The organism is Pseudomonas brassicacearum, from assembly GCF_003732175.1.
Taxonomy (GTDB): Bacteria; Pseudomonadota; Gammaproteobacteria; order Pseudomonadales; family Pseudomonadaceae; genus Aquipseudomonas; species Aquipseudomonas brassicacearum_G.
The window spans coordinates 299743-325113 of record NZ_MOBI01000009.1; the positions used below are offsets into that span (position 1 = coordinate 299743).

The window sequence follows — 25371 nt, forward strand, 5'->3', positions numbered from 1 at the left end:
TGATGGTAGAATTGTAAAAACTCTTTTGAGTTTAGATTCGGAGACACATAAGGATGAGTGAGCAAAGCAACTCTGGGCTGACTCAACCGGGGCTTACCGCAACCGTTAGTATCGCTCTCATATCTGTATTTACAATCTGCTCACCTGAAAGTATCTCTTCAGATATGCGGCAAGCAGCTTCCGCACTAATCGCGGTCATTAGCCCATTCATCGTTGTTCTACTTATGAGAGCATTCCATAAGTTGAATATCGACCCCGACCTTATCAGAACAGTGTCGTACCTTGAACGAGACCTTGAGTTCCAGAATGATCAACTCAAGGGCAAAAATCTCCCAGACGAAACTAGAAAAATAATTGAAGCGAACCAACGCTCAACTCTTGAGAAGCTATCGACAGCACATCAAGATTTTTATAGCGGAAAACTGAAAGCCAGAAAGGTACGCTAACATACTAAGAGCCCAGCCGATCGCTGGGCTCTCATATATGAAGCTTTTTGTTTTTGGGGGTTCGAAAACTAATGCCTAGCAGATTCCTGACTCGACAGATCAGCGAGATCAAATCTATGAAGCTTCCCAGAAGCCTTTATGGTTATATTTATCTCGTCGGCATGGATCGCCAAAATTTCTCCGACTACAGTGAGTGGCAGCAATTTTGTGTACTTTACAAGGCCATGCTAGGCCTCCAAGGACAGGAAGAGTTCGAAATATTAGCCGCCCGACTCATTGGCTTCATAGAGAGGTACAGGCCAAAATCTGGAGACACCACTCTAAATCCAAGCAAGGCACTGGCAAAAAAAGAGCGACGCCGTTTGAGCCGGGAAGGCCCCAGTAAAGCAGAACGCCACCTAGCAAAAGAGTTGCGTAAAGCGAAGCCATCATCAAGCAAAACGATTGAGGACTGGAACGCATCACCACGAATTGGTCTCGGTATCCAAAGCTCCCTACCCCCATCCCCCAAAACTAGACGCGACCAAGTGAAAATAGATGCGCACACCACCCCTTCCAATCAGACCGACACGTCTCATATCTTGTACGTCGCCGGATGGACAATGGCATTTGATGAGGAATGGTAAGCGTCCGTCCAATACACCTTGCGCAACGAAACTGACTTGCACCGGGCTAGAATCCTAACCGCAGCCGCGTCGGGGATGCTGGAAGCGATGCGTTAGGTGCAAATGGAAGTGCGCGTAGTGAGCAGTGGAGCCGAAGTCGGAGCGCCGATGGAAGGACAAGGGCCCCCTGATATCACCCGCGATTTTGCCCGTTACTCTACAGGCCCCGGGGGGACTGAATATTCCATGCCCGTCGTGATCGCTGTAATCGCCAAGCGGTTCTTGCGGGGCGGAGAACGTGGGGACGAAATTAAGTCCAAGCTTTATGCGGCAGCGCCACCTGATTTATCGGTAAGCTACGCTTTTAGCTCGCTGTAAATCCACTCCTAACCACACCCTGATGACCAATATGCTTGACTGGGACAGCCTCCGTTTTTTCTTTGCCTTTGTTCATGAGGGCTCCTTAGCCGCTGCGGCTCGCTCGCTGGGGGTGGAGCACGCGACTGTGGCTCGCCGAATAGCTGCCCTTGAAGCCTCTTTGGACATGAAGCTGGTAGATCGTAGGGGCCGTGTCTACCAACTGACCGAGGATGGTGTGAGGGTAGGTGAATATGCAGCGCAGATGGAGTCTGCGTCACTTGCGCTCAGGCGATTCGCTGACGGGGGAGAAAGCCGTATTGAGGGTGCGGTGATCTTGTCTGCACCTCCTGCATACCTCGGAACGTTGGTAGCTCGGCGACTTGGGGTATTGCGCGAGCGTTATCCCCGGTTGCAGCTGACGCTCGTCGGAGCCAAGTCCATTGCGTCGTTGGCAAGGAAAGAAACCGATATTGCCATTACCTTCAGCAGGCCGGATGAACAGAGTGTCGTCGCCAAAAGTCTCGGCTCCTTGCATTTTTACCCTCATGCTAGCGAGGACTACATTAGTCAACGTGAACCTGAAGAGTTCGAGTTCATAGGCTACGACCGTAGCATGGACGATTCGGTACAGCAGCAATGGCTCCTGGATCGGCTGGAAGGAAGACCGCTTTCCGTCACCAGCAACGACCTGCGCATCCAGGCATTAGCTGCCGTAGGCAATGCTGGCATAGTTTTCCTTCCGGATTTTTTAGGCAAAGAATATGGGCTGGCAAGGGTTGATATGGATCACACACCGCTGGAACTACCCATCTGGCTCGCGTTTCATGAAGATTTACGCAGCTCTCTAAAAATCCGGGCAGTGCTTGATTTCCTCATGGAGGGATTAGTGCAGGCACAGGAGCTGTGAATTTTTTCACATCCGGTTTGTGACTTTGATGAATGGGCCATCACGAAACATTTCTCTACTCTGGGCTCCGAATTGAATTCCTGCCCACTGAGAGGCCCTTCACCAATGAGCAGTTCCCATCCCATAAAAAGCTCAATGGCTGTGTACCGTACAGCGTGGGTCGTGACCGCGATTTTTATACTTTCAAATGCCGCTACGCCACTCTACAGCTTTTGGCAGCAGTCCCTCGGCTTCGCGTCGGGGGTGCTAACCGTAATTTTTGCCTGCTACATCATCGGTCTTCTTCTAACTCTCACCGTCGCTGGGCAGCTGTCCGACCACTACGGGCGCAAAGCCTTGCTTCTACCCTGTGTGGGGCTCGCTATCATTGCAGCGATTCTGTTCGACCAAGCGCACAGCATCGGCGTCTTGATGCTCGCACGCTTCCTCACCGGCGTTTCGGTGGGCCTCGTTGTATCTGGGGGTATGGCGAATGTCGTCGAGCATGCTCAGCCTCATCGCAAGCATTTTGCTTCGCTAATGGCATCTGTCGCGATGGTGGCCGGAGCGGGCACCGGGCCGCTATTGGCAGGGATCGTTGCGCAATATCTTCCGAACCCGATCCACACAGTCTTCCGAGTGGAAATCGCGATTTTGTGCGTGGCGCTCCTAGCGTTACTCAATCAAAAGAACCAGAAGCTTGGGGGCGGTACGTTTAAACCGCGCTTGCCCACCGTCGCTAAGGAAAACCTTGGCATCGTGCTATTGGGGATAGCGTTCTTCGGCCCTGGAATAACTTCGACATCATTCATCCTATCGCTCGGCCCCAAGCTGATAGCGACTTTTCTAGGCGTGAATAGTCCCCTTGTCACGGGTTGTATGGCCTTTTCAATGTTCCTCGTCGCCGTGGGCGTGCAGTTTGCGGCGAAGCGATACAGCAGCCGTACCGTGTTTTCGCTTAGCGGGATCGGTACTGTCTTCTCAATGATTTTCGTGTGGATCGCGCTGGAAACCGGTTCCGCTCCATGGCTGATCGTTTCCGCTCTGTTGGCAGGCGCCGGTCAAGGCTTGGGCCAGTTAGGTGGACTGACCCTTATTGCTGACCGCGTGCCTGCGCAGCGCAGAGCCGAAGCCAACGCAGTGTTCAACATGGGGGGGTATGTGCCCGCTGGGGCGATCCCGGTGTTAACAGGTTACTTGATCGACTTTTGGGGGCTGAGCATTGGAATAAGCTCACTTGCGCTCATTATTGCGAGTCTTGCTTCTTTGGCGCTCATGCAGCTTTGGAGGCACGTCCCTAAGCAAAGTCAAACTCGTACACACGGCGAGGCTTAACGAGCCCACTTATGTGGCAGCAGATCGATAATCTGACTGGCGCGCTGGGTTGGCAAGCGCGTGAGGACGTCTTTCAGATAGGCGTATGGATCGTGCCCGTTCATGCGCGCAGCCTGGATCAGGCTCATGATTGCCGCCGCCCGTTTACCGCTGCGTAGCGATCCGGCAAACAACCAGTTCGAGCGTCCAAGTGCCCACGGCCTTATCTGATTTTCGACCGCGTTATTATCGATGGGCACAGCGCCGTCCTCGAGATATCGCGTCAGTGCCGTCCAGCGCTTGAGGCTGTAATCCAGAGCTTTGGCGATAGCCGATCCTTCGGGCACAAGGTCACGCTGGGCCAACATCCAGATGTGTAATGCGTCGATAATGGGCGCCGCTTTTTCCTGGCGTATTCGCCAGCGATCTTCGCCGGTCATACCCCGCGCTTGCCGCTCGATCTCGTACAACCCGCCAATTGAGTGCAGCGCCTGTTCGGCCAGTTGGCTTTTGTTCGTCGCGTGCAGATCGAAGAACTTGCGGCGGGCGTGGGCCATGCAGCCGATTTCAGTGATGCCTTGCTGGAAGCTTGCTTTGTAGCCGGCAAAATCGTCGCAAACCAGCTTGCCATTCCACTGACCTAGGAAGTTGCGTGCATGCTCGCCCGCACGGCTCGGACTGAAGTCGTAAACCACTGCCTTGAGCGCTGAAAAAGGCGTGGTGCAGTAGGCCCAGACGTAAGCACGGTGGGTTTTCTTCTCTCCCGGCGCGAGCATCTGTACCGGCGTTTCGTCAGCGTGGATCACACCTTGAGCAAGCACTGTTTCGCGCAGCGCATCGACCAAGGGCTGGAGCTGCACACCGGTTTGGCCGACCCATTGCGCCAGGGTCGAGCGGGCGATAGTCAGGCCGGCGCGGCCAAAGATTTTCTCCTGTCGATACAGCGGCAAATGATCGGCGAATTTGGCCACCATCACGTGAGCCAGCAGCCCTGCGGTCGGGATGCCCTTGTCGATTACCTGGGACGGAACCGGTGCCTGAGTCAGTGTTTCGCACTCGCGACAGACCCACTTCCCGCGCACATGTTGCTCGACGGTGAACACGCCGGGGGTGTAATCCAGCTTCTCGCTGACGTCTTCTCCGATGCGCTGGAGCTGGCAGCCACAGGGGCACTGAGTGTGGTCGGGTTCGTGATAAATCACAGTACGCGGAAACTGCGCAGGCAAGTAAACACGCTTGGGCAGCTTGCGTGGTTCGGCCAGCGCAGCCGGCGGATTCAACGCCTTCAGCTCGGCTTCAATGGCCGCGATGTCGGTGTCGAGCAGGTCATCGAGCAGGCTGCCTTGGGCAGGGCTCAGTTGCTCACTGCGCTTGGCAAACTTATTACGTTTGAACCAGGCGATTTCGTGGGTGAGCTGCTCGATGATGGTTTGGTCGCGGTCGTTCTTCTTGCCCATCCGGTCGACTTGCTGCCCGAGAGAATCAACCTGAGACAGCAACTGCGCCGCTAGGGCACGCAGTTGGTCTGGGGTCATCTGGTCGAGATTGGGCGAGGAAGTCATGCGGCGAATTTTGCCAGAGCAGGCCGTTCGCGGCGATAGACCAATGGGCTAATGGCGGGCGTTAAAGCAGTGTGATTGCACCGCCAGCCCCAACGCGTTGCCACGGGAGGCCGAGCACCAACGCTTGAAGTTGCTCAGGATCCAGCTCCATCTCGGAGCCACGCTGAATGCCTGGCCAGTGAAACTTGCCTTGGTTCAATCGACGAGCAGCCAGCCAGACGCCAATCCCGTCATGCACCAGCACTTTCATACGAGTGGCGCGGCGATTGGCGAACAGATAAGCGCAGTGCGGCTGCGCCGCACCGAACACCGCGATCACCCTGGCCAGCGCAGTTTCAGTGCCGGCCCGCATGTCCATGGGCTCGGTGGCGAGCCAAATGGCGTCGATGCGAATCATTGAGTAAGTCCACGGACAAAGCGGGCGCAGCCTTCAGGATCGGACGCTGGCCATTTCACGGTGATCAATTGCTCGCCAAGCGGCAGCTCAATGGTCGCCAACGCTTCCGCCTGCCTTTTAGGTGTAGCTTTCAACGGAACGAAAGCCGGCAACGCCGCCGGTAGCTGATCTCGATAAAGGGGTAGCCACTTGCGGATAACGTTGGCATTGATGCCGTGGCTGATGGCAACGCTGGATAGGGTTGCGCCCGGTTGCAGACATTCCTGAACAACCTGGGCCTTGAAGGGTTTCGGGTAAGAGTTTCGTTGGCGCATGGAAATCCTGACGTTAAGGGTGATCGCGTCCGCTTAAATACGCGGACACCATCGCCCTTAATGCTGGAGTTCGGAAGGTGTGTTGGCTGGACGCTTACGAGGAATGACGCGATGTGGGTGTAAATACGTCATTGAATATCATCTCAACAATCACTTGATATCCTCCTGTTGCCGCTGACCGAAACTGAGCCAGCGCAGCTCTCTCGTCTCCCTTGGCACGCAACGGGACCTCTGAGCGCCCTCTACCACCTCGCACTCCAGACGCTTAGAAGTCACGCGGTGTGCGCGGATTGCCAGACGCCCGGTCTTAAAAATGCGAAAACTTTCCCTGAGAGAGGGTGAAAGAAGGCAAAATTCCGTTGCGACTTAGAAGCCGACTAGTAGCTGACCACTCTCTTTTTACGTAGAAACCGATGCCAATCACCCAGTTTGCACACCAAAATGGAAAAGCCTTTGTCTCGTCTCTTAGCAAAGATGAGCAGAAGAGCCTGGGGCAGTTCATGACCCCCCCTCCTATAGCTACGTTCATGGCGCAGCGGGCAACTACCGGGATATTCTCTGATGTCGTTAGCATCCTAGAGCCATCAGCAGGAGCGGGAATACTCGCTGCCGCCGTCGTGCAAGAGCTTCTAAGGCGCGAGGAACGCCCTTCTCGTATAGAGCTGACACTTTACGAGATAGATACACGACTCAAGCCTTATCTGAGGCGCTTGGCTGACCGTCTACGGCGAGCCGCAAAAGACTCGGGCGTGACGCTTTCGTGCCACATCGTAATTGGGGACTTTCTGCTATCTGCTTTAGCGCAATCCGCTAGGCCGGAGTTCGATGTCTGCATAGCTAACCCTCCCTATTTTAAGCTGAACAAGGCGGATCCCAGAGCCAAGGCTCATACCTACGCGGTCTATGGCCAACCAAATATCTACGGGTTGTTCCAAGCAGCTTGCGCCAGCCTAATCAAACCAACAGGGCGCTGGTGTTTCATTACCCCGCGATCCTGGCTCAACGGCTCCTATTTCGCTGCTGTGAGAAGGCATCTACTTCACTACCTTCACATCGATGCCTTGCATCTTTTTGAGAGCCGCCAAGCGCACTTCTACGAGGACACCATCCTACAAGAGGCCGTAATAGCTTGGGCTACGGCTCAACCGTTACGCGCTGGAGAAATTGCCTTCAGTACGAGCCAAGGAGTCTTGGACCTACGTGACGCCGAGCTCTTCGCGATTCCAACCACCGAGGTGATCGCCAACGATGACCAAATGACAATCGCTATTCCGGTGGCAGCGGGGGCAAATCATGCTGGAAATGATTTTGAGGAGTGGCACGACACCTTGGCCACACTCGGACTCAAGGTATCGACTGGTCCAGTAGTCCCATTTCGCTCCAAAGAATTCATTTTGGAATCCTTTGCCAGAGGAGCTGTTCCGTTGCTATGGATGCAGCACGTAAAACATACGGGCATAAGGTGGCCAATACAGAAAAAACGCGAGCACATACTCTCCAATGCGGCTAGCGCTTGGATGCTCCTAAGAAACACCAACTACGTGGTCATGCGACGCTTCAGCCCCAAAGAGGATATCAGGCGGGTGACAGCAGCTCCGTACCTTGCTGGAAGCTTGCCTGGCGAGTTCATTGGCCTAGAAAATCATCTGAATTACATCTACCGCCCCGGAGGAGAGCTCACTCGTTCGGAGACCATAGGACTCGCAGCCTTTCTCAACAGCACCGTAGTAGACGCCCATTTCCGAGCGGTTTCCGGTAGCACGCAAGTGAATGCAACCGAGCTTCGGAAGCTCCGTCTACCACCACTTGAATCGCTTATTGCTATCGGAAATCTGCTACCTGACACGCCGACGCTAGCTGAGGCAGATCACGCCGTTACGGTGACGCTACAGATAAGACACCTCCTAGCTGCGGTATAGAAAAAATAACTCCAGAACTGAAGTGGATTTATTTTAGTTGCAGCAATGAGAGCGCATTGATAGGATTCATCTCACCCCCAATGAGGAGAATCCGTATGTCCAGCCTACCGCCGTTTGCCCCCCTCAAATTTGTACAAGATCGCCTCGCCTTGGTTTTCCCTGAGACCTTTCCAGACCGCGCAATATTGGTCGGCGACATGGCAGCAAAAATGGTTTTTGTATGCTTGTATGGCGCCTTTACTGAAGGCATGGAGCGTTACTTTCGCCCCTCAACGGTGATTCGGTTTGGGTATCCCCAGTCAGAGAAGGACTCCGATGAGGAACGGCTCCTGTGGATCTCGACTTGCCACACACCAGGGTACAAAGCGGTAGATCAATGGTATGCCGACAACACCCGAGAGCCGCTTCGAGACGACTTAATCAGAAACAGGGCAATACCCATTGGCCTGATCGTAAAACGTGAAGGGGTACCAACGACCTCTCCTGCGCCGATTTACTGCTTAGCAGAGAGCTTTGCAGCACTTTTTGATCCGTCACTTGATGACGCAAGTCTGACCGAACTCATTGGGCGCTGGCAGGAACAGAACCTAGACCCCATGATTCTCAAAAGAATGCGCCTTCTCAGAAGAACTGGAGCCAAAGAAGGTCAAATAGCAGTCACGCTGCCGACCACCGGCACTACTTTACGTTTACCACCCGGTGAGGCTTCTGTAATCACACGCGACGTTTGCGAAGAGCTACTGAAGCAGATCATGATTGAACCTGTAGTTGTTCATATAAGTACATCGGAAAGGAAAACATTCCGGGAGCTTTCTGGTGAGGCGGAGGATATTGATTTGCATATTTCCTCGTCTGCGGAACTACCTGATATTGTGGCTGCTGATACTGGTCACAAAGATGGACTTCGGCTGATATTCATCGAAGTTGTGCACAGCGACGGCCCCATTACTGAGCTGCGCAAAGAGTCTCTACTAAAAATTGCTGCTGATGCAGGAATTCCGGAGAGCCATGTCCGAATGATCACTGCATTTGAAGACCGAAACGCCTCCCCCTTCAAAAAAAGGATCAGTGAAATTGCACGAGGTTCAGACATATGGTTCAGAAGTGAACCAGAACTTCTTGTGAGACTCGAAATCTTAAGCAAACCCTGAAATAAGTTAAAGTCAGCTCACCCAATCGTGACGCCTCATTATTTTTTGATGAAGCCCGCTAACGCTCGACTTTAATTCACTTTCGGGCTGCAACTTTAAAGCGCTAAAACTGCCGCAAAAGCTCAAAAGCTTTTGCGGCGGTTGTTCACTCAGCAGTAGGTATTAAAAATCTCAAACATCATCATAGTAGTTTTTACACACCTCCAACCTTTTCTTTCCCCTTACCCTGCGAAAAAGCTGACTGCTGGCTGCGCCTTCTTTTGATCCATAGTGCTTCATTGCCTCTTGGCATAAACCAGGCATTTTACTAGCCAATGCCCGACCAAGCCTTCTAAGCCTCGCAGAACGATCGTTCCCCACATCGGGCGGCAGGGAAATTGCGTAAAACCTCTTAAAAACCACTATTTCTTTCGATTCCGGGAAAGCGTAAGCGGCACATTGAGTAATATTAAGTTCTTGGGTTCTTAAATCGACTTCTTTCCTAGCCGAAGTGCTTACCAGTTCATAAAACAATACACAGTTCATTTGAATCTCCATAGCTCAGCATTAGCGGCCAAGCGGTTAATAATTTTAAAAACTCGATTCACCTTGAAACACAGCAAAAAACGCGCTCCTAGGGGAGCTCGGCGCCGATCATTCGAAGCGAGAGGATTTGTAAGTCCCCTATAGTATTGTTCAAAAAAAATCTCTCAAAACTGAAAGCCCTGAATATCCAGGACAAAATAGATCCATCCACTTTCGCCCTGTAAGTTCTGAGCAAACCGTATTTACGCAAATTTCACGCAGATATATTTCTATGATCCCAACACTCTGTCGGGTGAGTATTCAGGAGAGATCTATGTGCACATGTAAAAACCCTTGGATTTCCAGCGCCGTTGACACAGGCCGAAACATCCCGGACCCGCGCGTTCAAGTCGCCATCAGTATCTACGATCTGCTCTGCACGTTTTGCCGCGAAAAGTAGGCGTTTAAACCGTATTCACACTAAAGCCCATGTCGCACAGGCTTCATAGCTTTAGCCTCGTTAATACCCCCTTATCTAAGCGATTGGAGGGTATTCAAAATAGACTAATCAACGTGACCACGCCGTCAACCCGCCTGAGCGGACACTGAGCCCGTCACGTCGACACACTTCGGAAATAATATGAGCAGAACCAAAGCCGTCGAACCCAGCTTTATGGATCTCATCGCGGTAAAAGAAGCCCAAGCATCAAAACTGAGCTCCGGTGCCGAAGGAAAGATCACCTATCAACTCGCCCTTTCAACCGACAGAAAACAGGTGTTCATTGCGTTGATCGACAGTGGCAGTCAAGGCTACTTCAGCCGAGAGTGGATCAATACCGATGCCATCCTCGAAATACTGGAAAGCCTAGGTCAACGGGCAGAAGCGTTCCCCAGCAAAGTACTCCTACCAGTCTTTACAGGACGCTCCAGCAATAACGCTCCGTTCCTTGCTGCCGCCCTACTGGCTGAAAAGCTACTGGGCAGAGATGGGAAGCTTGAATCCAAATTGCGTGTGCTTGACGACGCTAGCAGCTGGAAAAAAGCTGTGCTGGCACTCAAAGGTAAGCTCATGCGGGTTCGGCTCGATGGTAAACCGATCCTGTCGACATCGCAGGCGAGCAACTCATCGTCGGAGCCAAACATCGAGCAAGGGAAAACCCAGGAGACAGAGCATGCTGCTGATTCGTCAGAGTGAAGCTGCTGCCCAAATCCTCGACACTGATATGCGCCAATGGGTGGAGAACCAGTTCCGGGTTTTACAAGGTTACGGCACACAGTGGCAACCCGATGAACTCGGCTGGTTTGCCGTCTGGGGTGAAGGCGATGATCCCTACGACAAAGGGCTATTCCTTGGCGTTAGAAGCTTCCTGCACAGTCCCTACGATCCGGCAGCCTCATTTGAAATCGTCGAGGACCACGGTCACTTCTATACCGCCGTCATCCTCCTGTCTGACCTGCTCTCGGTGGAAGTACTGATTCCGAAAGGACTCAATCTCCAATCAGAGATGAACACACAACTTACACAATGGAGTTCGCATTGACCGGCCCCACCACCGAAAGCACCGGAAATGGACCGGAGCGACGGGAGCAATCAACAGTCTCTCGTTAACCACCTCATCAACCCAACCATACCGACCACTGATGACTGCCCTGGCTCAGCTTTCTGAGCTGACTCAGGGATAGTCCAAACGCGTGTCAAAAAAGGTGCCCTATGAGCAAGCTCATCCGCCTTTCCAAGCGTGTGATTGACGCACTTCCCCCACAACCAAGCGATGCCAAAGCCAGAGAGAGCGAGTATTCCGACACCGAGGTTTCAGGACTAAAACTGCTGATCAACAAGCAAGGACGTAAATTCTTCTATCTGCGTTACCGACATGCCGGGCGACAGCGAAGCATGAAGCTGGGGAATTATGGAGAGCTAGAAATTGGCGATGCCCGGTTACTAGCGCTCAAACACAGGGCTCAACTTTCAAATGGCATTGATCCACAAGAAACGCTCGTCGTATCAGGGATGACCTTTCGCCGCTTCATCGATGACCACTACCTACCCCACGCCTACGCCAGCAAGCGCAGTGCGAACAGCGATGATTCAAAGTTCAAAACCCACCTCTTCGAGATGTTCGGTGCTCGACCGCTCGCCTCCATCAACCGACAGGAGATCCAACGCTACCACGACGAACTCATCAGCCGCAGAGCTCCCGCTACCGCCAATCGACATCTGGCCCTGCTGAAGCGGAGCTTCAACCTCGCCATCCTATGGGGCTACCTCGATACCAACCCGGCGACTGGTATTCGCATGCACACCGAGAATAATCAATCTCAGCGCTTCCTTAGCATCGACGAGGCCAAGCGGTTGTGGACGGTCCTTAGCACGGAACAAAACCAGATCGCCGCCAAAGCCATCAAGCTGATGCTGCTCACCGGTGTAAGGCGCGAAGAAGCGTTACAGGCCCGATGGGAAGACATCGATCAAGAGCGGTTGCTTTGGAACCTGCCGATCACCAAGAGCGGGCGCCAACGCTTTGTGATGCTCAGCGAACCGGCATTGGCCGTCATCAACGAATTGCCGGGCAAAGCTAGCGGTCATTATCTTTTCCCCGGCGCCAAACCCGGCAAGCCACTCAACAACGCTCGTAAATGCTTTCAGCGCGCTTTAAAAGTCGCCGGACTCGTTCACCTACGAATTCACGACCTACGCCACACCTTCGCCTCATTGGCCATCAACAACGGGGCCAGCCTGTACGAAGTCCAGCACCTACTGGGTCATGCCAGTAACAAAACCACCCAGCGCTATGCCCACCTCGCTTCCGAGAACCTGCGGGTGGCCTCCAATCGCGTCAGCGACCTCGTGACAGCAACCTCTTAGCCAATGCCCGACACCCCCTGTCGGGCAGCCTTGGCATCCTTTCAAGACCGCGACACTCAACATTCCATCAGGAGTTCACCATGCGAAAAATCGTCCTTGCTGCCGCCGTCACCACCTCGCTGCTGTCGATCAGCGTTCAGTCCCACGCCAGTAGCCTGGTGTCACTTTCAGGCATGCAGTACTTCGCCAAGAATTGTGAAAAGCGAGGTGGCACAAGCTACGTCAGCAACGACCAAGGCCGATCGATGCAGCCTTATAGTTACCGAGATATCGCCTCCACCTTGAAACACTCAAAAACCACCGCACTATTGGAAGCGAGCATGAGTGGGCAACGTGCAACCGAAGCGGACTTGGATAAATACTTGGCGAAAAACGAGCTAGCGGAAGCCAACAAAATGGAAAGCACCGGCACGCTGCGATGCCAGCGCTAAAGTCTTCAAGAACATGACGTCATAGGAGGTACTAAAGGCTCAGCGATTGGCTGGGCTTTTTATTTTTGATTCAGAAGTCACGCAGTGCACGCGGTATTGCCCTCCATTGGAAAACTATCTTTTTTTCGCCGCAATGTCAGTACCGCACTCGCAATAACAACAGTGCTTACCTCGTCCGTTCGATGTCTTGAAAATCGGGCTCGACACGCCCTGTCGGGTACTGGCGGGACAATGATTCTCCGACGACAATGACCCGTTCCTAAATGGCCGAGCACGATACGTTAGCCCAGCGCTTGGGCATCATCCTGACCAAGTTCAACAACGGACAGCGCTTATCCATCAGCAGCTTGGCGGAAGAATTCAACGTCTCCGAGCGCACCATTCAACGGGATTTAAACGTCCGATTGGCTTATCTGCCGTTGCAGCGAGAAGGGCAACATTACTCACTTGACCCGACCTATTTTGGTCGCTCGAACACCTTGGCATTATTTCGCCTGTGTGAGCAGGTAGGTGCCACGGCGTTGTTCCCTGACAATCACCCAGCGCTGCTCAGTCAATGGCTGGCTCCATCAGGCTCGCCGGTATTCCTTCTCTCAGGTTTTAACCTGGACAGTGAAAACCTGCACCATCAACACTTAAAACCGCTGTCCAAAGCGATCACCAATCGTTGCCTCACCAGCATTCAACGACAAGGAAGCCTCGCGACGGTAGTCATTGCGCCCTACCTGCTCATCAATCACAAAGGTCATTGGCACCTTGCCGGGATCAGCAACGACGCACTGATCATTGAGCCGATTGCCAATGTGACTCACGTCGAACAATTGGCAGTGACGTTCACGCAGCAAGAAGGCGTTATCGCACAGCTAAAACGCATGGTCGCGGATGAGTCGATGCCGTTGACCGAGGTGATTCTCAAGGCGGCCGCCTGCATCGCCCACAACTTCCTGCACCGCGTCGTTCTACCCCAACAGGTCATGCTTAAGGAACTCGATGACGGCAGTTTATTGCTTTCAAGCCATGTGATTGATGTGGTTCAGTTACTTCCTACGATAAAAGCCTACCTGCCCCACCTGATGGTGATCAGCCCCCCCACGTTGCAAGCTCAACTAAAGCGCGATGTAAAAAACTTGCTCAGCCAGCTATGAACAACAGATGCACGCGCGATCACACCCCACGCATTAATGATCAAATCGCCACGAAGCGTTCGTTTTTTCTGGCGACCGTCGATCTCAAAAAAGGGGGGATGAAGTGCGATGCGGTATCCTAAGCGCCGTTTGCCCGGTGCCGATACACAACCAGCGCAGGGGCGGGTCAGTACCGGGCGAACACTTCATTTAGCAACGAGCCTTTAAAAACACAAAAGCCCCACGCCTTCCTAGAGGACGTAGGGCTTATTGCGTAGAAAGTTAACGCTCACAGGAAGCAGGGTGACGATTCAGATCGAAACAATAAGCCCAGGAAGACACTCACATCTCAGGTAATTCAATAGCCTCGAAGCGCTCCCGCTCCTCAGACCATTCGATCTGATGTTCCAGCAACCATTCGGTTTTGAGGTGGTAGTACGGCTCCTTGCCTACCGTATGACGCCCAGGATCAGAACGAACAATAAGATTATCTTCCTTGAACCGCTTACTGATCGTTTCAACTTGATTGCGCCCCGGAAAAATTTCTTCCATAAAATCTTTGGCAATCATTAACGTGGGCATGCCGCCGCTCTGAGCTTTGTGACGATAAAGCACTAGCCCGGACTTTGGTGTGGAGTACGGAATGCGCTTTTGCGAACATAGAGCATCGGCCAGAACATACAGATGATTCCAGCGAGTGGTGACCCAGCGATGAGCACACACCAGCACCCCGTTAAAGAGGTCATCCGAATCCACATACTGTTCGCTGAATACGCCATTTCGCAAAGCCACCTCCCCCGCCAGCGCTGCCAACGCAAATCGCCATAAAACCCGATCTGGGCCAACCTGGCTGACGTAGCGAGGCAATGCGTCAGCTAGTTCCCAGTGCCTGTTGGCAAGCTCAAGCTCCCAGCTTTGGCTTTTCATTTCAGCTAAAAGAGCTCGGACAAACGCCGGGGCCACCGTACCGTACTGATGCGGAATAGCTGCAGAAAGCGCTTTTTTGATGTCGTCCTGCAGGAAAGCGAAGTCGTCGGTATCTTCCCCTTCAAAGCTGACATCGCCACCCCCCACATTGATATCCACACCACGATCAAAAATGCCCTGCTTGGCGTTACGGCTGACCAACGACATGATGGATACTTCACCGGTCGTCAGGACGAACAACGTTTTGGATGGCGACTCTAGTACATCCCCGTTGCCGCTAAGCTTCGTACGGCCACTGCCGTTACCCGTGTCATAGACGTAATTGTCGAGGTCGCCGTAGGTGTTGCTACCAATTTCATCAATCAAAAATGGGCCGACCGACGTTTGTTGGCCTTTTGCCTGAAGTGCTCGTTGTGTTGAACCAAAAGTCTCAATCATAGGCTTGCCCACCTGACCGGGTTTACTTTGCCCCGGTGCACCGGTATTGCCATACAGGCTAGCCACTGTAGATAACAACAAGGTCTTGCCCCGACCTGCTCCGCCGAAGAAGTTGATTACGGAGGATGACACTCCGGGCACCAGATCGACCATCAGCCCTGCCATTCCGAGTTGTATCGCCCCAAGGAGCGTAAAGTTCCGACTGACAGGGGCCAGAACAGCATCATTCCAGCCACCGAGTGTTCCGATCTGCGCAAGCCTCGGTGCGACGATATCCATGTGAAACCGATCAGGGTCAACCCCCGGAGCCAGCAGCAGCTCCTGACCACAAGCACAGCCTTCGATTGCCCCGTCCTCACCTCGAATCCATCCCTCAGTTCGTATCCAAACCTGAGCGTCTAGTTGAGTAAAAGCGTGTCGAAGGAGTTCTTTAACGAAAGCTCCCAATAACTTACGGTCAACGACACTCGGAGTCCTGGATAGCACCCATTCCGTTAGCTTCTTGGAATCTTGAAGGTCGGTATTGGGGATAACGGACGATATCACTCCATATTTCATCCCCGAGCGACTCAGAATGTTGATCCGCATAAAGTAGATCTCAGTAGCTGGATCCAATAATACCCTATCGATCCAAATACATGGCGCAACATCCTCGACGTCTTGTTTCTTACGTAACCGAACCATTTCTAACGAGAACTCAAAGCCCTTTAGCTGACTATGCCCGTACATCGACTCAATCAAACCCATGTCGCAAGATTCGATGAGTCTCAGAAAATCAAAGGGATGAGCATGCGGTTCTACGCCGCTCTCAGGCACTGACCACTGACCATGCAGCGAATCTTTATCAAACCGTCCGGTGTCAATATTTAAACCGATCCCCGACAAAGACTGCTCTAAAAATGACAGCAATTTATTATCGGCAATGTCGTTTTTACTAAATGGTAAAAAGGCCCCAACACTTGATATAAAAACCAAACAGTACTTCTTCAACTTCGGCAGGAGCTTTATATAATCCTGATGATTACTTGATATTGAAAATATCACTGTATTTTCGTTAAACTCGACGCTATGAATATACGAGAGTGTGAGCATTTCACCGTCAAGGGGGTATCCGTCAGCCAATAGCACCGCATCAGCAACTTCATAACTCAATTCATCACTTGAAAAAAACTTCCTCATTTCGCACCCCCTGCACGGAAGGCAAGGGCACTTGAAACACGACAACTGGCCTTCAACAAATCTGAAGACGCCAAGGCGGAATAACGCTCCGTCATTCTGATGGAGGAATGCCCCAACAGCCCTTGTACCGTGTACAGCGGGATACCATCCTTGACGCAGGCTGAGGCAAAAATATGACGCAAATCATGAAAGCGTAATGACGAGGGGAGTCCTGCTGCCCGACACGCTTTTTTCCACGGGCGCACTGGCCGGGTCATGTGCGACGAACCAAATGACGAAGGAAACAGCCAGCCACCTGCGGGAAAGTCAGCGGTAACCTCAGCAAGCCTATCAAGCACCTCTACGCATTCTTCGCTGATGGGCACGTGCCTGACCCGACCGCTTTTGGTTGTCCTCAAGGTGATCTGCTGTAGCGTGAAATCGACATCCGACCACGTCAAGGGTAGTGCCTCCCCCAAGCGCATCCCCGTTAGTAAGAGAAACTCCACGAGGCAGGAGGTCCGAGGAAAACGGTCTTCCAGCCAGTTAACCGCTACGCCGAGGCGATCAATGAGCTCATTGTTGACCTCATACAGCTTAACCGGCACCTCGCGCTTCAGTTTTATGCTGCGGGTGGGATCTTTCTCGCAATAGTCGTGATCTACCGCAAACCGAAAGATGGAGCGCACCATGGCCAAATAGCGGTTCTTCGTCGCATCACTTAGTGATGGGCGTAGCGATGCCAAAACGGTTTGAATATCAGCCAAGCTGATGGCTTTGATTTCTTTTCTACCAAGAATTGGTTCAACAGCAGAATCGTAGCGTTTACGCTCACGCCCCATACTGCGCTTGCCGCTGTACTCGCCGGACTGTTCGTACTGCTCGAAGACCTGGGAAAGCGTCAAAGAAGCATTATTGTGACCAGCTCCTTGAACTTCCAATGCCTTGATTCGGGCCTGCGTTAAAGTCAGGTCCTTGGACGTCCCTAATGTTGATCGCCGACGCCCTTTAGTCGTTCCACGCACGCAATAAGTAATACTATCAGTACCTGGATAGTTAATCACAATCAGGCTTTTTACAACGGGATCTCTTCTTTCGTGTTGTTTTACTGTCTTTGGAACGGGCATATGGATTCTCCACACAATGTTTTGTGTTGTAAATATTCATTTTGGTGTCCATCTAGTAAGTAAATTAGTGAAGCTATTAGTATTCGGCAGTATGGCAAGTGCCCGAAAGACCCTGGCCGAACTGACTAAAACGAATCTAATGAGATCAACGTGCTTTGGCCAGGTGTTTATTTTTGGGGTATTTGGCTTTTATCTATTTTTTTACAAGGGCGACTCTGCTCAAAAACCGTTTTAAGAAGGACATCCTTGCCAAAACGGTTGAGCAAATATCGTTCCAGGTGCAAATTTAGCCGATCGGCAGAGCCGACGAACGGTAGCAACATTGCAGTTTCCACGCTCGATTCAGAGATGCTGAAATTTTCAGTGTTTCAGTCACGCGGTGCCCGTGGCATGAAACCATGGCGCTTTCTGGACAGGCAGCACCACCACGAATGCACTGGATTACCAGGCACTTCGTTTGCTCGTACGCTATGAATCAGCAGCCCGAAAAAGGGTAAAGCCGGGAACCCGAGTGACGCAGACAGTAACCCTACGAGAAGGCGAGTTCAGCGGATAATGGTCGTCGCGGTCCTTGCCTCAAACCACCTACTCAAGGAAGAAACGTTGAATAATCTCTTCATGTACGCACCTAAGGAACTCAGTACCGATGCTTTCTTAGCTTGGTTTTTTACAGAGTTGGAGGTCAACCCAAGTATCGCGGATTATCGTTCTCAGGTTTTTAACGCTCTGGGGCTCACCGCTGAAGGCGAAATACCGGATAAAATCGAACCACAGCTTCAATCTGGGAATGTCGATCTACTGCTGCATTTTAAGGTCAACAACACGCCCCGCTGTATATTGTTTGAGAACAAGACCTCGTCAACCTTTCATTCTGATCAACTAAATCGTTATCGGGAGCGCTTCCCGAATTGCGACAAGTACATCTACTTTAAAATCGGCTATGTCGACACCTGGGAGCGGCAGAATCTACAGGGTTATCAGCTCATATCCGCCCATGATTTCTATCAAGCGATTAGCTTTCTAGCTCCATACCACCCAATCATCGATCAGTACTGCGCGTTCCTGAAAGACGTCTGGATTTCCGAGGAAGAAAAGGTTTTCGCGAGCTTAGCTAGCTCCTGTCCGACAGCGTTTCAAAGCGCCATAGGCCAGCGCCACCTCATCGGCGAGCTCTATGACCAGCTCAAGAACAGTGACCTTTTTTTGAAATTCAAGAAAGGCGTCAACATGAACGGCACCCCTTGGACTCAGCTAGATATTTGTCGGCGTGAGAATTACTACGAGGGTAAAAACGAAACGTTATTTTGGAGAGTGGACTCCCGCGCAGGGAGAACCTATCTACGAATCAACCAATACGCGGCAATTTCTAAGGACCGGCCTGAGATTGCCGCCCATAAAAAGCAGCGCTTACAGGCTTTGCGCAAGTTAGCATCAGACATTATTGCGCCTTACGATTTGAAGCCCGGCAAGCTTTCGAACAAAGGTGTGAGAGAAAGTGAAGTCATCATTTTTTTCTTTGACGAAAATCCATATACCAAAATCAAAGAGTTACTAGCAGAATTCACTACCAAATTTCAATCTCGCTACTACTCACTCGAATAATGATTTCGTGTTTGTCCAGATGCAGGTGTAGTCACCTTTAACTACGTAGACATTCCTCTGACCGCTTCTTTTGGAGGAGGCCTAGAATTGGATACATTGAATCGTAAATGGCTAAGCCGTCTAGCGGCGCATGAAATCGTATGCCCCCAGGTAAGCCGCCCCCCCTTTGGGTAGACTAGTCAGAGTGCGAGGTTTTGACGCATGAAAAGGCCATCGGCACCGCGAATGCAGAGGAATCTTCGCCTCACCTGAGAGTTGGTTGTTCTACCAACGTGTTCTCAGCATGGTTTACTCATAAAAGGTAGACATTTTCGAACTGATTCAGTAGCGTACAAGGCGTTGCGCGGCATTAAAAATAAGCCAAGCAAAATAACGTGTTTAAAAAATAATATCCATTTGAAGGCAGCCATGCCTCAACATTAAACAAGGAAGGCATCTTGAAAGTTGTTAGTTTAATAAACATGAAAGGAGGCGTAGCCAAAACAACGCTCGCTATCAACTTAGCAGACTGCTTAGCAGCACGACATAATAGTCGAGTTTTGGTAATAGACGTTGACCCTCAGTTCAACGCAACTCAGTGCCTGATGACTCCAACTCAATATGTTCAGCATGTAAGCGATAATAAAGATACGGTATTCAAAATATTTGATCGCAAACGAATAATCCCAAGCAGTGTAAAAGCCACTAAAACTTCCCCACTCAAGAACCTTGATGAAGTGGAAGTTATAAAAATCAAAAAAAATCTAGACCTTTTACCTGGCAACCTTGAGCTTTATCGTCTCGAGATGGCCCCTGGAGACGGTCGTGAGAATCGCTTAAAAAATTACGTAAAAACACTTGAAGACAAGTATGACTACGTTGTAATCGACACACCACCCACCCCATCTATCTGGATGACTAGTGCATTAATTGCATCAGACTATTATTTGATTCCCGTTAAAGCCGACCCTATTTCACTAACGGGAATAGATCTTCTCAGAAGCATTATCGAAGAAAAGAAAGACAACTTCAACTTAAACATTCGTTGTGCAGGACTTGTTCTTACCATAGCAGAAACCCAAACGACCGTATTTCAAAACGCAAAAAACTACCTCACCAATGAAAAAACATGGGGGGAGTACCTTTATTCTAACTATATGGTTAAGCGCACAGCCATTGCCAAAAATCAACTTGAGCAGTCACAAATACTTGACGGTGACGATTACGACGCAAAGATGGCACTAACACTGATCACAACTGAATTCACCAATCGAGTCTCAGACGATGCGTGACACAAAGAAATCAAAATCAAAAGACGTTACTGACGACACAAAGGTAAGATATGCGATAGATTTCATTGAGGAGCTATCGTGGTTGTTAGATTCGAAAAAGAACTTAAAGTTAAGCGAAGTACCAACAATCCTACGCACCAAGCTATTATCACCTGAACCAAAAAGCGGTTCTGCTGACAATTACATCTCTCCAAACCCAAACATCCACTATCTCATTGGCGTTTTACCAAGACTTTTCCAAGACATTAAACTTTTTTCGCGCAACGAGGATATAGCAGAATTTGCCAATGAAGTATTAGGCATTGATATATCCAGAGTAGAAAAACGTTCAAAATATGAGCTTATCGGACTAATCGTTTGCGAAGCTAATGACTTAGATGACGCCAAACTAGAAAATTTAGTTCTTGCACTATCCTCTATCACCGGAAGTTCAGAGAAGCTTAGCTTCATGATAAACGAGAAGAGCTCAATCGGTTTTTCCTGGAATGAAACCATAATAAAACTTGGGCTTCAGAATGACTAGAGAATGCACTCACGACTTCACGGCGCTTCAAGACTATATCAGCAATTACTCAATCGCTGAAAACTTAAGCGATCGCTCTTATGTTGACGCTATGAAGTCCATGCACAAGTGTTATTTTTCGGCAATTACATGGCACGCTGAAATCTCATCTCGCAAGGAAGAAATTAACGCAGAGATACAAACTTTTACCTCAGATGTCTGGCTAAGAATTTCCGAAACCGTTTCGGACTTAGGCGCATCACTATTTAACTGGATTAATGGCAGCTATAAAACTTCTAGAATAATGCTGCGTGCCGGCATCGAGAACTTTATTCGAGCAGTTGGTGCTATCGAGGACCCTACACAACTAAAAGAAAAAAATGTTTTCAAACTATTTGAATCTTCTGCATCATTAGAAATTTTCAACAAACACGCCGCAATCAAAGGCTCCTTCTCTCAACTTCACGCAGATTATAAAATACTTTGCGGCGATACGCATACCGCATCTTTTGAAAACATGGACCAACTTAGCTCTTTAGATGGGCTACCTGTATATCGGAAAAAGAAGGCTGGCGAGACAAAAGATATTTTTGTTCGCACAACAAAGAACCTCACTCTCATGATTTGCCTTCTATTTAATAAATTTTTCCATACTATGCACCATCGAAACCAAGAAAACATTCTTAACACAGTTACCAAATCGATGAAGCCTTTAATAGCAGATTTCAACTAATTGCTCTTGGATCAAGGCGGGCTATAATTGGCATAGCATGACATCGTCACTAAACCACTAGCAGCTATTGACAGCCATTTATCAAAGGCAAACTAAACATCAAGCAGGCACCTAAAACTTTACCTCAATAGCTATCGACGGCTTACTAGAGGTAGTGTTGAACGAGCCACTTAAAATTAACTTCTAAGTTACATTTCTTAGCAACAGAAGCCGACGCCAATAGCCTGGCGTCAAACCTAACACTCATTGAAGACTATTGGTCTTCGTTACTTTCACCGAGCTTTTGAGAAATCCAAGGCTGGGAATGGCCTGAAAAGGCTCCTAAGGTCTTTTGAGTTGCAATTTCTCTGACCTCTGCCAAAGCTTCTAACTGATTGCTTGCATCATTCCTCAGTACTATTGTAGTAGTGTGCTGCCGTTGTTCCAAAATTATTCCATCCGCCGCGAGTGTTGTTGTAGCAGTGGATGAGTTGTGGTTAAAGTAAGCACCATTATCAAAAGTTGCTTCGCGGACTCCTTTAGATTTCAGGTCTTCAATCATTGATTGACCTTGCAGAATAGCATCACTCAGATTGATTCCATTCACTTGAAGCTCGGAAATCGGAACTATTTCTTGATCACTCATACGGTACACCATTTCCTGTTTTCGATGGTCTCGCCTGCTCTTCCCAAATGTTAGCTCAGCATCGCAGTCAATTGATGCTAACCAATAGCTATCATTCAGTCTAGATCGATAGACAGCACTCTATGTTCATTTGCGTTTCGTGCTTGCACAAATGTTACGCGGTGCGCGCAGTGCGTCGAAAACCAGCGGCAATCCGCCCTTCTCGCTCCGGTGCTCCTCCGGTACGTCCGGAAGCTTTTGAAGCCATCTGGCCCGTTTCTGGCCGGGCACGACGCTGGCGAATTTGAGATAGGGCAAGGATTACCAGCCGTTCCTCAAATGCGGAAGGAAGTTCACAGGTTTTGAAAATCCCCGTGTCGGCGGTTCGATTCCGTCTCTGGCACCAAATACCGAAAACCCTGAATCGCAAGATTCAGGGTTTTTTTATGCCTGCGATTTAATGGCATCGCGCAAAAGCCCGTCTTCCCTAACTATTACTATTGCCCTTCCAGTGGAAGACCAGATTGCGTGCAGCACCGTTGCCGACGTCGGCGGTATCACGCAGCACTTCACCATTACGCGTCGCGACAACGGTGTACTTGCCAGCGGGTAGCTGAACGTAAACCAGAGGACCGGCTTGACTCAGGGTCAGCACGGTTTTCCCTGGGGCGCTCTGAATGACCAGATCTACATCGGGAACATATTTATTCTCCGACCCGGTGGAGAAGGTCATGTGCAGGTTGTAGCCCTTGGTTTGCTGAATGGCCTTTGACTCATCCTCACCGATACCACCGGACAGGTAGGTGATCCCGTTTTGCTGTTGCTGCTGGACTTGCACGGCTGAACTGTCGATCGGCTCGACACTGGCAGCCCGCGACATGACGGGAAGCATCAGTAAGCCGGCAGCCGCAAGGGGCAGCATAAGTGAATGAACGTACCTCATGATGACGACTCCCGGGCTCCACAGAACCCTATCTGTTACACCTTTTTTGATTGCTGACCGAGGATCAGGGTTTTATATCGATTCGGACTTGAGCTCAGTGCAAAACGGACCAAACACTCAGCACACCCGAACCAGATCCTCCTGTACGTGATGCACGGCATCGCACGTGACCGTCGACGCCAAAACGTTGCAAAACGCCAACGTTGAAGTTCATTCTTGGGCTCGTCATCGTCAGGGCTCAGCCGATGAATCTACAAAGCGTACCTTCCACGCTCAGGCCAGAATCGTCAGCCACAGAAACGCAAAGCAAGTCCTTCAGGGAGCCTGCCGCCGATGGTTTCATCCTTGGCGGCCTCACCTGGCGACACGCCCTCGTGGACGCAATGCGTCCGGTCGTCATCATCAACGCCGCCACCTCAGTCCGCTGCCGGCACTACTCGCGCTTCGCCGATTACCTGTTCGCCAATGGCTTCGATGTCATCACCTATGACTACCGCGGCATCGGCGAGTCTCGGCCGGCATCGCTGAAAGGGCTTCAGGCTTCATGGACCGACTGGGGCGCGCTGGATTTCGAAGCGATCCTCAAACGCGCCCAGCGGGAGTTTCCCGGCCAGCCCATCGATGTGGTCGGCCACAGTTTCGGCGGCTGTGCAGCGGGGTTGGGCGCTTCAGGGCACATGATCCGCCGTCTGGTGACCGTCGGCGCGCAGTTCGCCTACTGGCGCGACTATGCGCCAGCCCATCGCTGGCGGATGTTCAGCAAGTGGCACCTGCTGATGCCGCTGGTGACGCGGGTCTGCGGCTACTTCCCCGGCAAGCGCCTCGGCTGGCTGGAGGACACACCCGCCGGTGTGGTTCGCGACTGGAGCGCGCCCACCGCCCGCTACGAGAAGCGCCCCAGCGGTCGCGCGATCCACGCCAGAAACGGCCGGCTGCCCTTCGCCAGCGTCACCGCACAAACCCTGGCCATCAGCCTCAGCGACGATCCCTACGGCACAATTGCTGCCATCGAACGCCTGCTCAGCTACTTCACCAGCAGCACAAACACCCACCTGCGAATCGCCCCAGAAGACATCGGCGAAGAAGAAGTCGGACATTTCGCCTTTTTTCGCAGCCCATACCAAGCCACACTATGGCCCATTGCATTGTCATGGCTGCAAAACGGCGAGCTGACACCCGACACCCCCGGGCGGCGAGTGCCACGCAGCTGAGTGGCCTGCCCTCTCAACGAAATACGGAACGACGCCCATGGCATCCGCGAACAAACAACACAAACGCGCTACCCGCGCTAAAGCGAAGGCCAAGCAGAACCGCACTCAACGGGCCGCCGCACCGGTCGAGCTGGATCCGAACGACGATCGCATCGACTTCGAATCGGTGGACCTGACTGAACTGTTCAAAAAAATGATCGACGCCGAAAAAACCAGCCAGCAAGCGATGTGCGCGGCCTTCCTGGAAGACCCGTTGCTGGAGCTGGTGTACGAACAGGAAGGCGAGGAAGGCGCGATGGACTTCATCCTCGCCGCGCTGATCGAGTATCGCCAGTGGTCCACCGAGACGGACGAAGCCGGCGCCCTGGCGTGGATCGAATCACCAGCCTTCCAGGCAGACTACGTGGCGGCGTCCGACGCCATCGCGGCCCAAACCCAACAGAAACCGAACTGAGTTCCCATGGCATCCCTGAACAAGCAACAGAAACGCGCCAAACGCGCCAAGCTCAAAGCCAGGCAAATCAATATTCACGGCAGAAAGCCCGCTGCGCTCGACGATGACCTGGGCGAACTCGGCGCACCGATTCCTGAGTACACCCTGGCGATGTTCAGCAAAATGCGTGACGCCGAAGCCATCGGCCGCAACGACATGCTGCTGACCCTGCTGTCGAACCTCGCCGAGATCATCAGCGACCATCCAGAGTTGCTGGACATGGAAAACGCCGAGAACGACGCCATGGCCGCCACTCACCTGGCCGCCGACATGCTGATCGACTATCGCATGTGGACCGACGGTGTGGACCGCGAGGCCGCCCAGGCCTGGCTCACAGAGCCGCAGTTCATCACCGACTTCGGCAATGCACTGGACAGCTACCGCGAGTCGCTGGAAGAGCCTGAGGCAAAAGCCGAATAACCCGCCCCTGAAGCTTGCGAAAACAAAAACGGCCGCTTGTCATTCCTGACAGCGGCCGTTTTG

General features: G+C 51.6%; 26 protein-coding genes. 18 read left to right on the plus strand and 8 right to left on the minus strand.

Annotation, left to right across the window (positions count from 1 at the left end):
- Positions 1-53: 53 nt before the first annotated feature.
- From BK658_RS09360 to BK658_RS09380, 4 genes are all read left to right on the plus strand, one after another.
- On the plus strand, positions 54-446 hold the full coding sequence (locus BK658_RS09360; RefSeq protein ID WP_123582063.1) for a hypothetical protein: 393 nt from the start codon (positions 54-56) through the stop codon (positions 444-446).
- A 116-nt stretch (positions 447-562) separates the two neighbouring features.
- Positions 563-1072, plus strand: coding sequence for a hypothetical protein (locus BK658_RS09365; RefSeq protein ID WP_148049708.1), 510 nt, complete (start codon positions 563-565; stop codon positions 1070-1072).
- Positions 1073-1451: 379 nt separating this feature from the next.
- The gene (locus BK658_RS09375) at positions 1452-2318 is read left to right on the plus strand and encodes a LysR family transcriptional regulator (RefSeq protein ID WP_123582066.1); all 867 of its coding nucleotides are present in this window, start codon (positions 1452-1454) and stop codon (positions 2316-2318) included.
- Between the two features lie 105 nt (positions 2319-2423).
- Entirely contained in the window at positions 2424-3632 is a 1209-nt protein-coding gene (locus BK658_RS09380; protein ID WP_123582067.1) for an MFS transporter, read from the plus strand.
- Here BK658_RS09380 and tnpC read toward each other — a convergent pair.
- From tnpC to tnpA, 3 genes are all read right to left on the minus strand, one after another.
- On the minus strand, positions 3629-5173 hold the full coding sequence (gene tnpC, locus BK658_RS09385; protein ID WP_123582068.1) for an IS66 family transposase: 1545 nt from the start codon (positions 5171-5173) through the stop codon (positions 3629-3631). The two genes, BK658_RS09380 and tnpC, sit on opposite strands and share 4 nt — an antisense overlap.
- A gap of 61 nt (positions 5174-5234) precedes the next feature.
- The gene (tnpB, locus tag BK658_RS30300; protein ID WP_148049709.1) at positions 5235-5570 is read right to left on the minus strand and encodes an IS66 family insertion sequence element accessory protein TnpB; all 336 of its coding nucleotides are present in this window, start codon (positions 5568-5570) and stop codon (positions 5235-5237) included.
- Entirely contained in the window at positions 5567-5884 is a 318-nt protein-coding gene (gene tnpA / locus BK658_RS09395; RefSeq protein WP_123582069.1) for an IS66-like element accessory protein TnpA, read from the minus strand. Before tnpA ends, tnpB begins: the two co-directional genes overlap by 4 nt.
- Before the next feature lie 413 nt (positions 5885-6297).
- Between tnpA and BK658_RS09400 the strand changes: the two genes are divergently transcribed.
- Together BK658_RS09400 and BK658_RS09405 are read left to right on the plus strand one after the other, a co-directional pair.
- Entirely contained in the window at positions 6298-7803 is a 1506-nt protein-coding gene (locus BK658_RS09400) for an Eco57I restriction-modification methylase domain-containing protein (RefSeq protein ID WP_123582070.1), read from the plus strand.
- 95 nt (positions 7804-7898) lie between these two features.
- Entirely contained in the window at positions 7899-8954 is a 1056-nt protein-coding gene (locus tag BK658_RS09405; RefSeq protein ID WP_185019805.1) for a BsuBI/PstI family type II restriction endonuclease, read from the plus strand.
- A gap of 171 nt (positions 8955-9125) precedes the next feature.
- Here the strand turns inward: BK658_RS09405 and BK658_RS09410 are convergent, their stop codons facing one another.
- The gene (locus tag BK658_RS09410; RefSeq protein ID WP_123582072.1) at positions 9126-9479 is read right to left on the minus strand and encodes a hypothetical protein; all 354 of its coding nucleotides are present in this window, start codon (positions 9477-9479) and stop codon (positions 9126-9128) included.
- Positions 9480-10098: 619 nt separating this feature from the next.
- Here BK658_RS09410 and BK658_RS09415 point away from each other — a divergent pair.
- The 5 genes from BK658_RS09415 to BK658_RS09435 all read left to right on the plus strand — a co-directional run bounded on the left by BK658_RS09415 (position 10099) and on the right by BK658_RS09435 (position 13900).
- Positions 10099-10653: a hypothetical protein gene (locus BK658_RS09415; protein WP_123582073.1), complete on the plus strand. Its 555-nt coding sequence runs from the start codon at positions 10099-10101 to the stop codon at positions 10651-10653.
- The gene (locus BK658_RS09420; protein WP_123582074.1) at positions 10631-10999 is read left to right on the plus strand and encodes a hypothetical protein; all 369 of its coding nucleotides are present in this window, start codon (positions 10631-10633) and stop codon (positions 10997-10999) included. Before BK658_RS09415 ends, BK658_RS09420 begins: the two co-directional genes overlap by 23 nt.
- Before the next feature lie 170 nt (positions 11000-11169).
- Positions 11170-12324, plus strand: coding sequence for a tyrosine-type recombinase/integrase (locus BK658_RS09425; RefSeq protein WP_123582075.1), 1155 nt, complete (start codon positions 11170-11172; stop codon positions 12322-12324).
- An 80-nt stretch (positions 12325-12404) separates the two neighbouring features.
- Positions 12405-12755 (plus strand): hypothetical protein, encoded by a 351-nt coding sequence (locus BK658_RS09430; RefSeq protein WP_123582076.1) that lies wholly within the window; start codon positions 12405-12407, stop codon positions 12753-12755.
- 263 nt (positions 12756-13018) lie between these two features.
- Positions 13019-13900, plus strand: coding sequence for a helix-turn-helix transcriptional regulator (locus BK658_RS09435; protein ID WP_123582077.1), 882 nt, complete (start codon positions 13019-13021; stop codon positions 13898-13900).
- Between the two features lie 321 nt (positions 13901-14221).
- Here the strand turns inward: BK658_RS09435 and BK658_RS09440 are convergent, their stop codons facing one another.
- Together BK658_RS09440 and BK658_RS09445 are read right to left on the minus strand one after the other, a co-directional pair.
- Positions 14222-16423, minus strand: a complete 2202-nt coding sequence (locus tag BK658_RS09440) for a DUF927 domain-containing protein (protein ID WP_123582078.1) — start codon at positions 16421-16423, stop codon at positions 14222-14224.
- Positions 16420-17529 carry a tyrosine-type recombinase/integrase gene (locus BK658_RS09445; RefSeq protein WP_123582079.1) on the minus strand — a complete coding sequence of 370 codons (1110 nt, stop codon included), beginning with the start codon at positions 17527-17529 and terminating at the stop codon, positions 16420-16422. Before BK658_RS09445 ends, BK658_RS09440 begins: the two co-directional genes overlap by 4 nt.
- 603 nt (positions 17530-18132) lie before the next feature.
- On the opposite strand from BK658_RS09445, the gene BK658_RS09450 reads away from it, so the two are divergent.
- The 4 genes from BK658_RS09450 (at position 18133) to BK658_RS09465 (ending at position 21637) form a co-directional block, all read left to right on the plus strand.
- Entirely contained in the window at positions 18133-19131 is a 999-nt protein-coding gene (locus BK658_RS09450; protein WP_148049711.1) for a PD-(D/E)XK nuclease family protein, read from the plus strand.
- Positions 19132-19568: 437 nt separating this feature from the next.
- A complete protein-coding gene (locus tag BK658_RS09455; RefSeq protein ID WP_123582081.1) occupies positions 19569-20402 on the plus strand; it encodes a ParA family protein in 834 nt (277 codons plus the stop codon).
- The gene (locus BK658_RS09460; protein WP_123582082.1) at positions 20395-20925 is read left to right on the plus strand and encodes a hypothetical protein; all 531 of its coding nucleotides are present in this window, start codon (positions 20395-20397) and stop codon (positions 20923-20925) included. Before BK658_RS09455 ends, BK658_RS09460 begins: the two co-directional genes overlap by 8 nt.
- Positions 20918-21637 (plus strand): hypothetical protein, encoded by a 720-nt coding sequence (locus tag BK658_RS09465; protein WP_123582083.1) that lies wholly within the window; start codon positions 20918-20920, stop codon positions 21635-21637. The genes BK658_RS09460 and BK658_RS09465 overlap by 8 nt, the downstream gene beginning before the upstream one ends.
- Before the next feature lie 253 nt (positions 21638-21890).
- Here the strand turns inward: BK658_RS09465 and BK658_RS09470 are convergent, their stop codons facing one another.
- Positions 21891-22262 (minus strand): hypothetical protein, encoded by a 372-nt coding sequence (locus BK658_RS09470; RefSeq protein ID WP_123582084.1) that lies wholly within the window; start codon positions 22260-22262, stop codon positions 21891-21893.
- 466 nt (positions 22263-22728) lie between these two features.
- Complete coding sequence (locus BK658_RS09475) at positions 22729-23184, minus strand: carboxypeptidase regulatory-like domain-containing protein (RefSeq protein WP_123582085.1); 456 nt, start codon at positions 23182-23184, stop codon at positions 22729-22731.
- Between the two features lie 245 nt (positions 23185-23429).
- Here BK658_RS09475 and BK658_RS09480 point away from each other — a divergent pair, with 245 nt between their 5' ends.
- Genes BK658_RS09480 through BK658_RS09490 form a run of 3 tightly spaced genes read left to right on the plus strand, consistent with a single transcriptional unit; the run spans position 23430 to position 25308 of the window.
- Positions 23430-24395, plus strand: a complete 966-nt coding sequence (locus BK658_RS09480; protein WP_123582086.1) for an alpha/beta hydrolase family protein — start codon at positions 23430-23432, stop codon at positions 24393-24395.
- A gap of 37 nt (positions 24396-24432) precedes the next feature.
- Positions 24433-24849: a hypothetical protein gene (locus BK658_RS09485; RefSeq protein WP_123582087.1), complete on the plus strand. Its 417-nt coding sequence runs from the start codon at positions 24433-24435 to the stop codon at positions 24847-24849.
- Positions 24850-24855: 6 nt separating this feature from the next.
- Complete coding sequence (locus BK658_RS09490; protein ID WP_123582088.1) at positions 24856-25308, plus strand: hypothetical protein; 453 nt, start codon at positions 24856-24858, stop codon at positions 25306-25308.
- The last annotated feature ends 63 nt before the right edge of the window (positions 25309-25371 follow it).

Bases quoted from the DNA above. Each gene is read 5' to 3' on its own strand.
- BK658_RS09360 (WP_123582063.1), top strand. From the start codon at position 54: ATGAGTGAGCAAAGCAACTCTGGGCTGACTCAACCGGGGCTTACCGCA.
- BK658_RS09365 (WP_148049708.1), top strand. From the start codon at position 563: ATGAAGCTTCCCAGAAGCCTTTATGGTTATATTTATCTCGTCGGCATG.
- BK658_RS09375 (WP_123582066.1), top strand. From the start codon at position 1,452: ATGACCAATATGCTTGACTGGGACAGCCTCCGTTTTTTCTTTGCCTTT.
- BK658_RS09380 (WP_123582067.1), top strand. From the start codon at position 2,424: ATGAGCAGTTCCCATCCCATAAAAAGCTCAATGGCTGTGTACCGTACA.
- tnpC (WP_123582068.1), bottom strand. From the start codon at position 5,173: ATGACTTCCTCGCCCAATCTCGACCAGATGACCCCAGACCAACTGCGT.
- tnpB (WP_148049709.1), bottom strand. From the start codon at position 5,570: ATGATTCGCATCGACGCCATTTGGCTCGCCACCGAGCCCATGGACATG.
- tnpA (WP_123582069.1), bottom strand. From the start codon at position 5,884: ATGCGCCAACGAAACTCTTACCCGAAACCCTTCAAGGCCCAGGTTGTT.
- BK658_RS09400 (WP_123582070.1), top strand. From the start codon at position 6,298: ATGCCAATCACCCAGTTTGCACACCAAAATGGAAAAGCCTTTGTCTCG.
- BK658_RS09405 (WP_185019805.1), top strand. From the start codon at position 7,899: ATGTCCAGCCTACCGCCGTTTGCCCCCCTCAAATTTGTACAAGATCGC.
- BK658_RS09410 (WP_123582072.1), bottom strand. From the start codon at position 9,479: ATGAACTGTGTATTGTTTTATGAACTGGTAAGCACTTCGGCTAGGAAA.
- BK658_RS09415 (WP_123582073.1), top strand. From the start codon at position 10,099: ATGAGCAGAACCAAAGCCGTCGAACCCAGCTTTATGGATCTCATCGCG.
- BK658_RS09420 (WP_123582074.1), top strand. From the start codon at position 10,631: ATGCTGCTGATTCGTCAGAGTGAAGCTGCTGCCCAAATCCTCGACACT.
- BK658_RS09425 (WP_123582075.1), top strand. From the start codon at position 11,170: ATGAGCAAGCTCATCCGCCTTTCCAAGCGTGTGATTGACGCACTTCCC.
- BK658_RS09430 (WP_123582076.1), top strand. From the start codon at position 12,405: ATGCGAAAAATCGTCCTTGCTGCCGCCGTCACCACCTCGCTGCTGTCG.
- BK658_RS09435 (WP_123582077.1), top strand. From the start codon at position 13,019: ATGGCCGAGCACGATACGTTAGCCCAGCGCTTGGGCATCATCCTGACC.
- BK658_RS09440 (WP_123582078.1), bottom strand. From the start codon at position 16,423: ATGAGGAAGTTTTTTTCAAGTGATGAATTGAGTTATGAAGTTGCTGAT.
- BK658_RS09445 (WP_123582079.1), bottom strand. From the start codon at position 17,529: ATGCCCGTTCCAAAGACAGTAAAACAACACGAAAGAAGAGATCCCGTT.
- BK658_RS09460 (WP_123582082.1), top strand. From the start codon at position 20,395: ATGCGTGACACAAAGAAATCAAAATCAAAAGACGTTACTGACGACACA.
- BK658_RS09465 (WP_123582083.1), top strand. From the start codon at position 20,918: ATGACTAGAGAATGCACTCACGACTTCACGGCGCTTCAAGACTATATC.
- BK658_RS09470 (WP_123582084.1), bottom strand. From the start codon at position 22,262: ATGAGTGATCAAGAAATAGTTCCGATTTCCGAGCTTCAAGTGAATGGA.
- BK658_RS09475 (WP_123582085.1), bottom strand. From the start codon at position 23,184: ATGAGGTACGTTCATTCACTTATGCTGCCCCTTGCGGCTGCCGGCTTA.
- BK658_RS09480 (WP_123582086.1), top strand. From the start codon at position 23,430: ATGAATCTACAAAGCGTACCTTCCACGCTCAGGCCAGAATCGTCAGCC.
- BK658_RS09485 (WP_123582087.1), top strand. From the start codon at position 24,433: ATGGCATCCGCGAACAAACAACACAAACGCGCTACCCGCGCTAAAGCG.
- BK658_RS09490 (WP_123582088.1), top strand. From the start codon at position 24,856: ATGGCATCCCTGAACAAGCAACAGAAACGCGCCAAACGCGCCAAGCTC.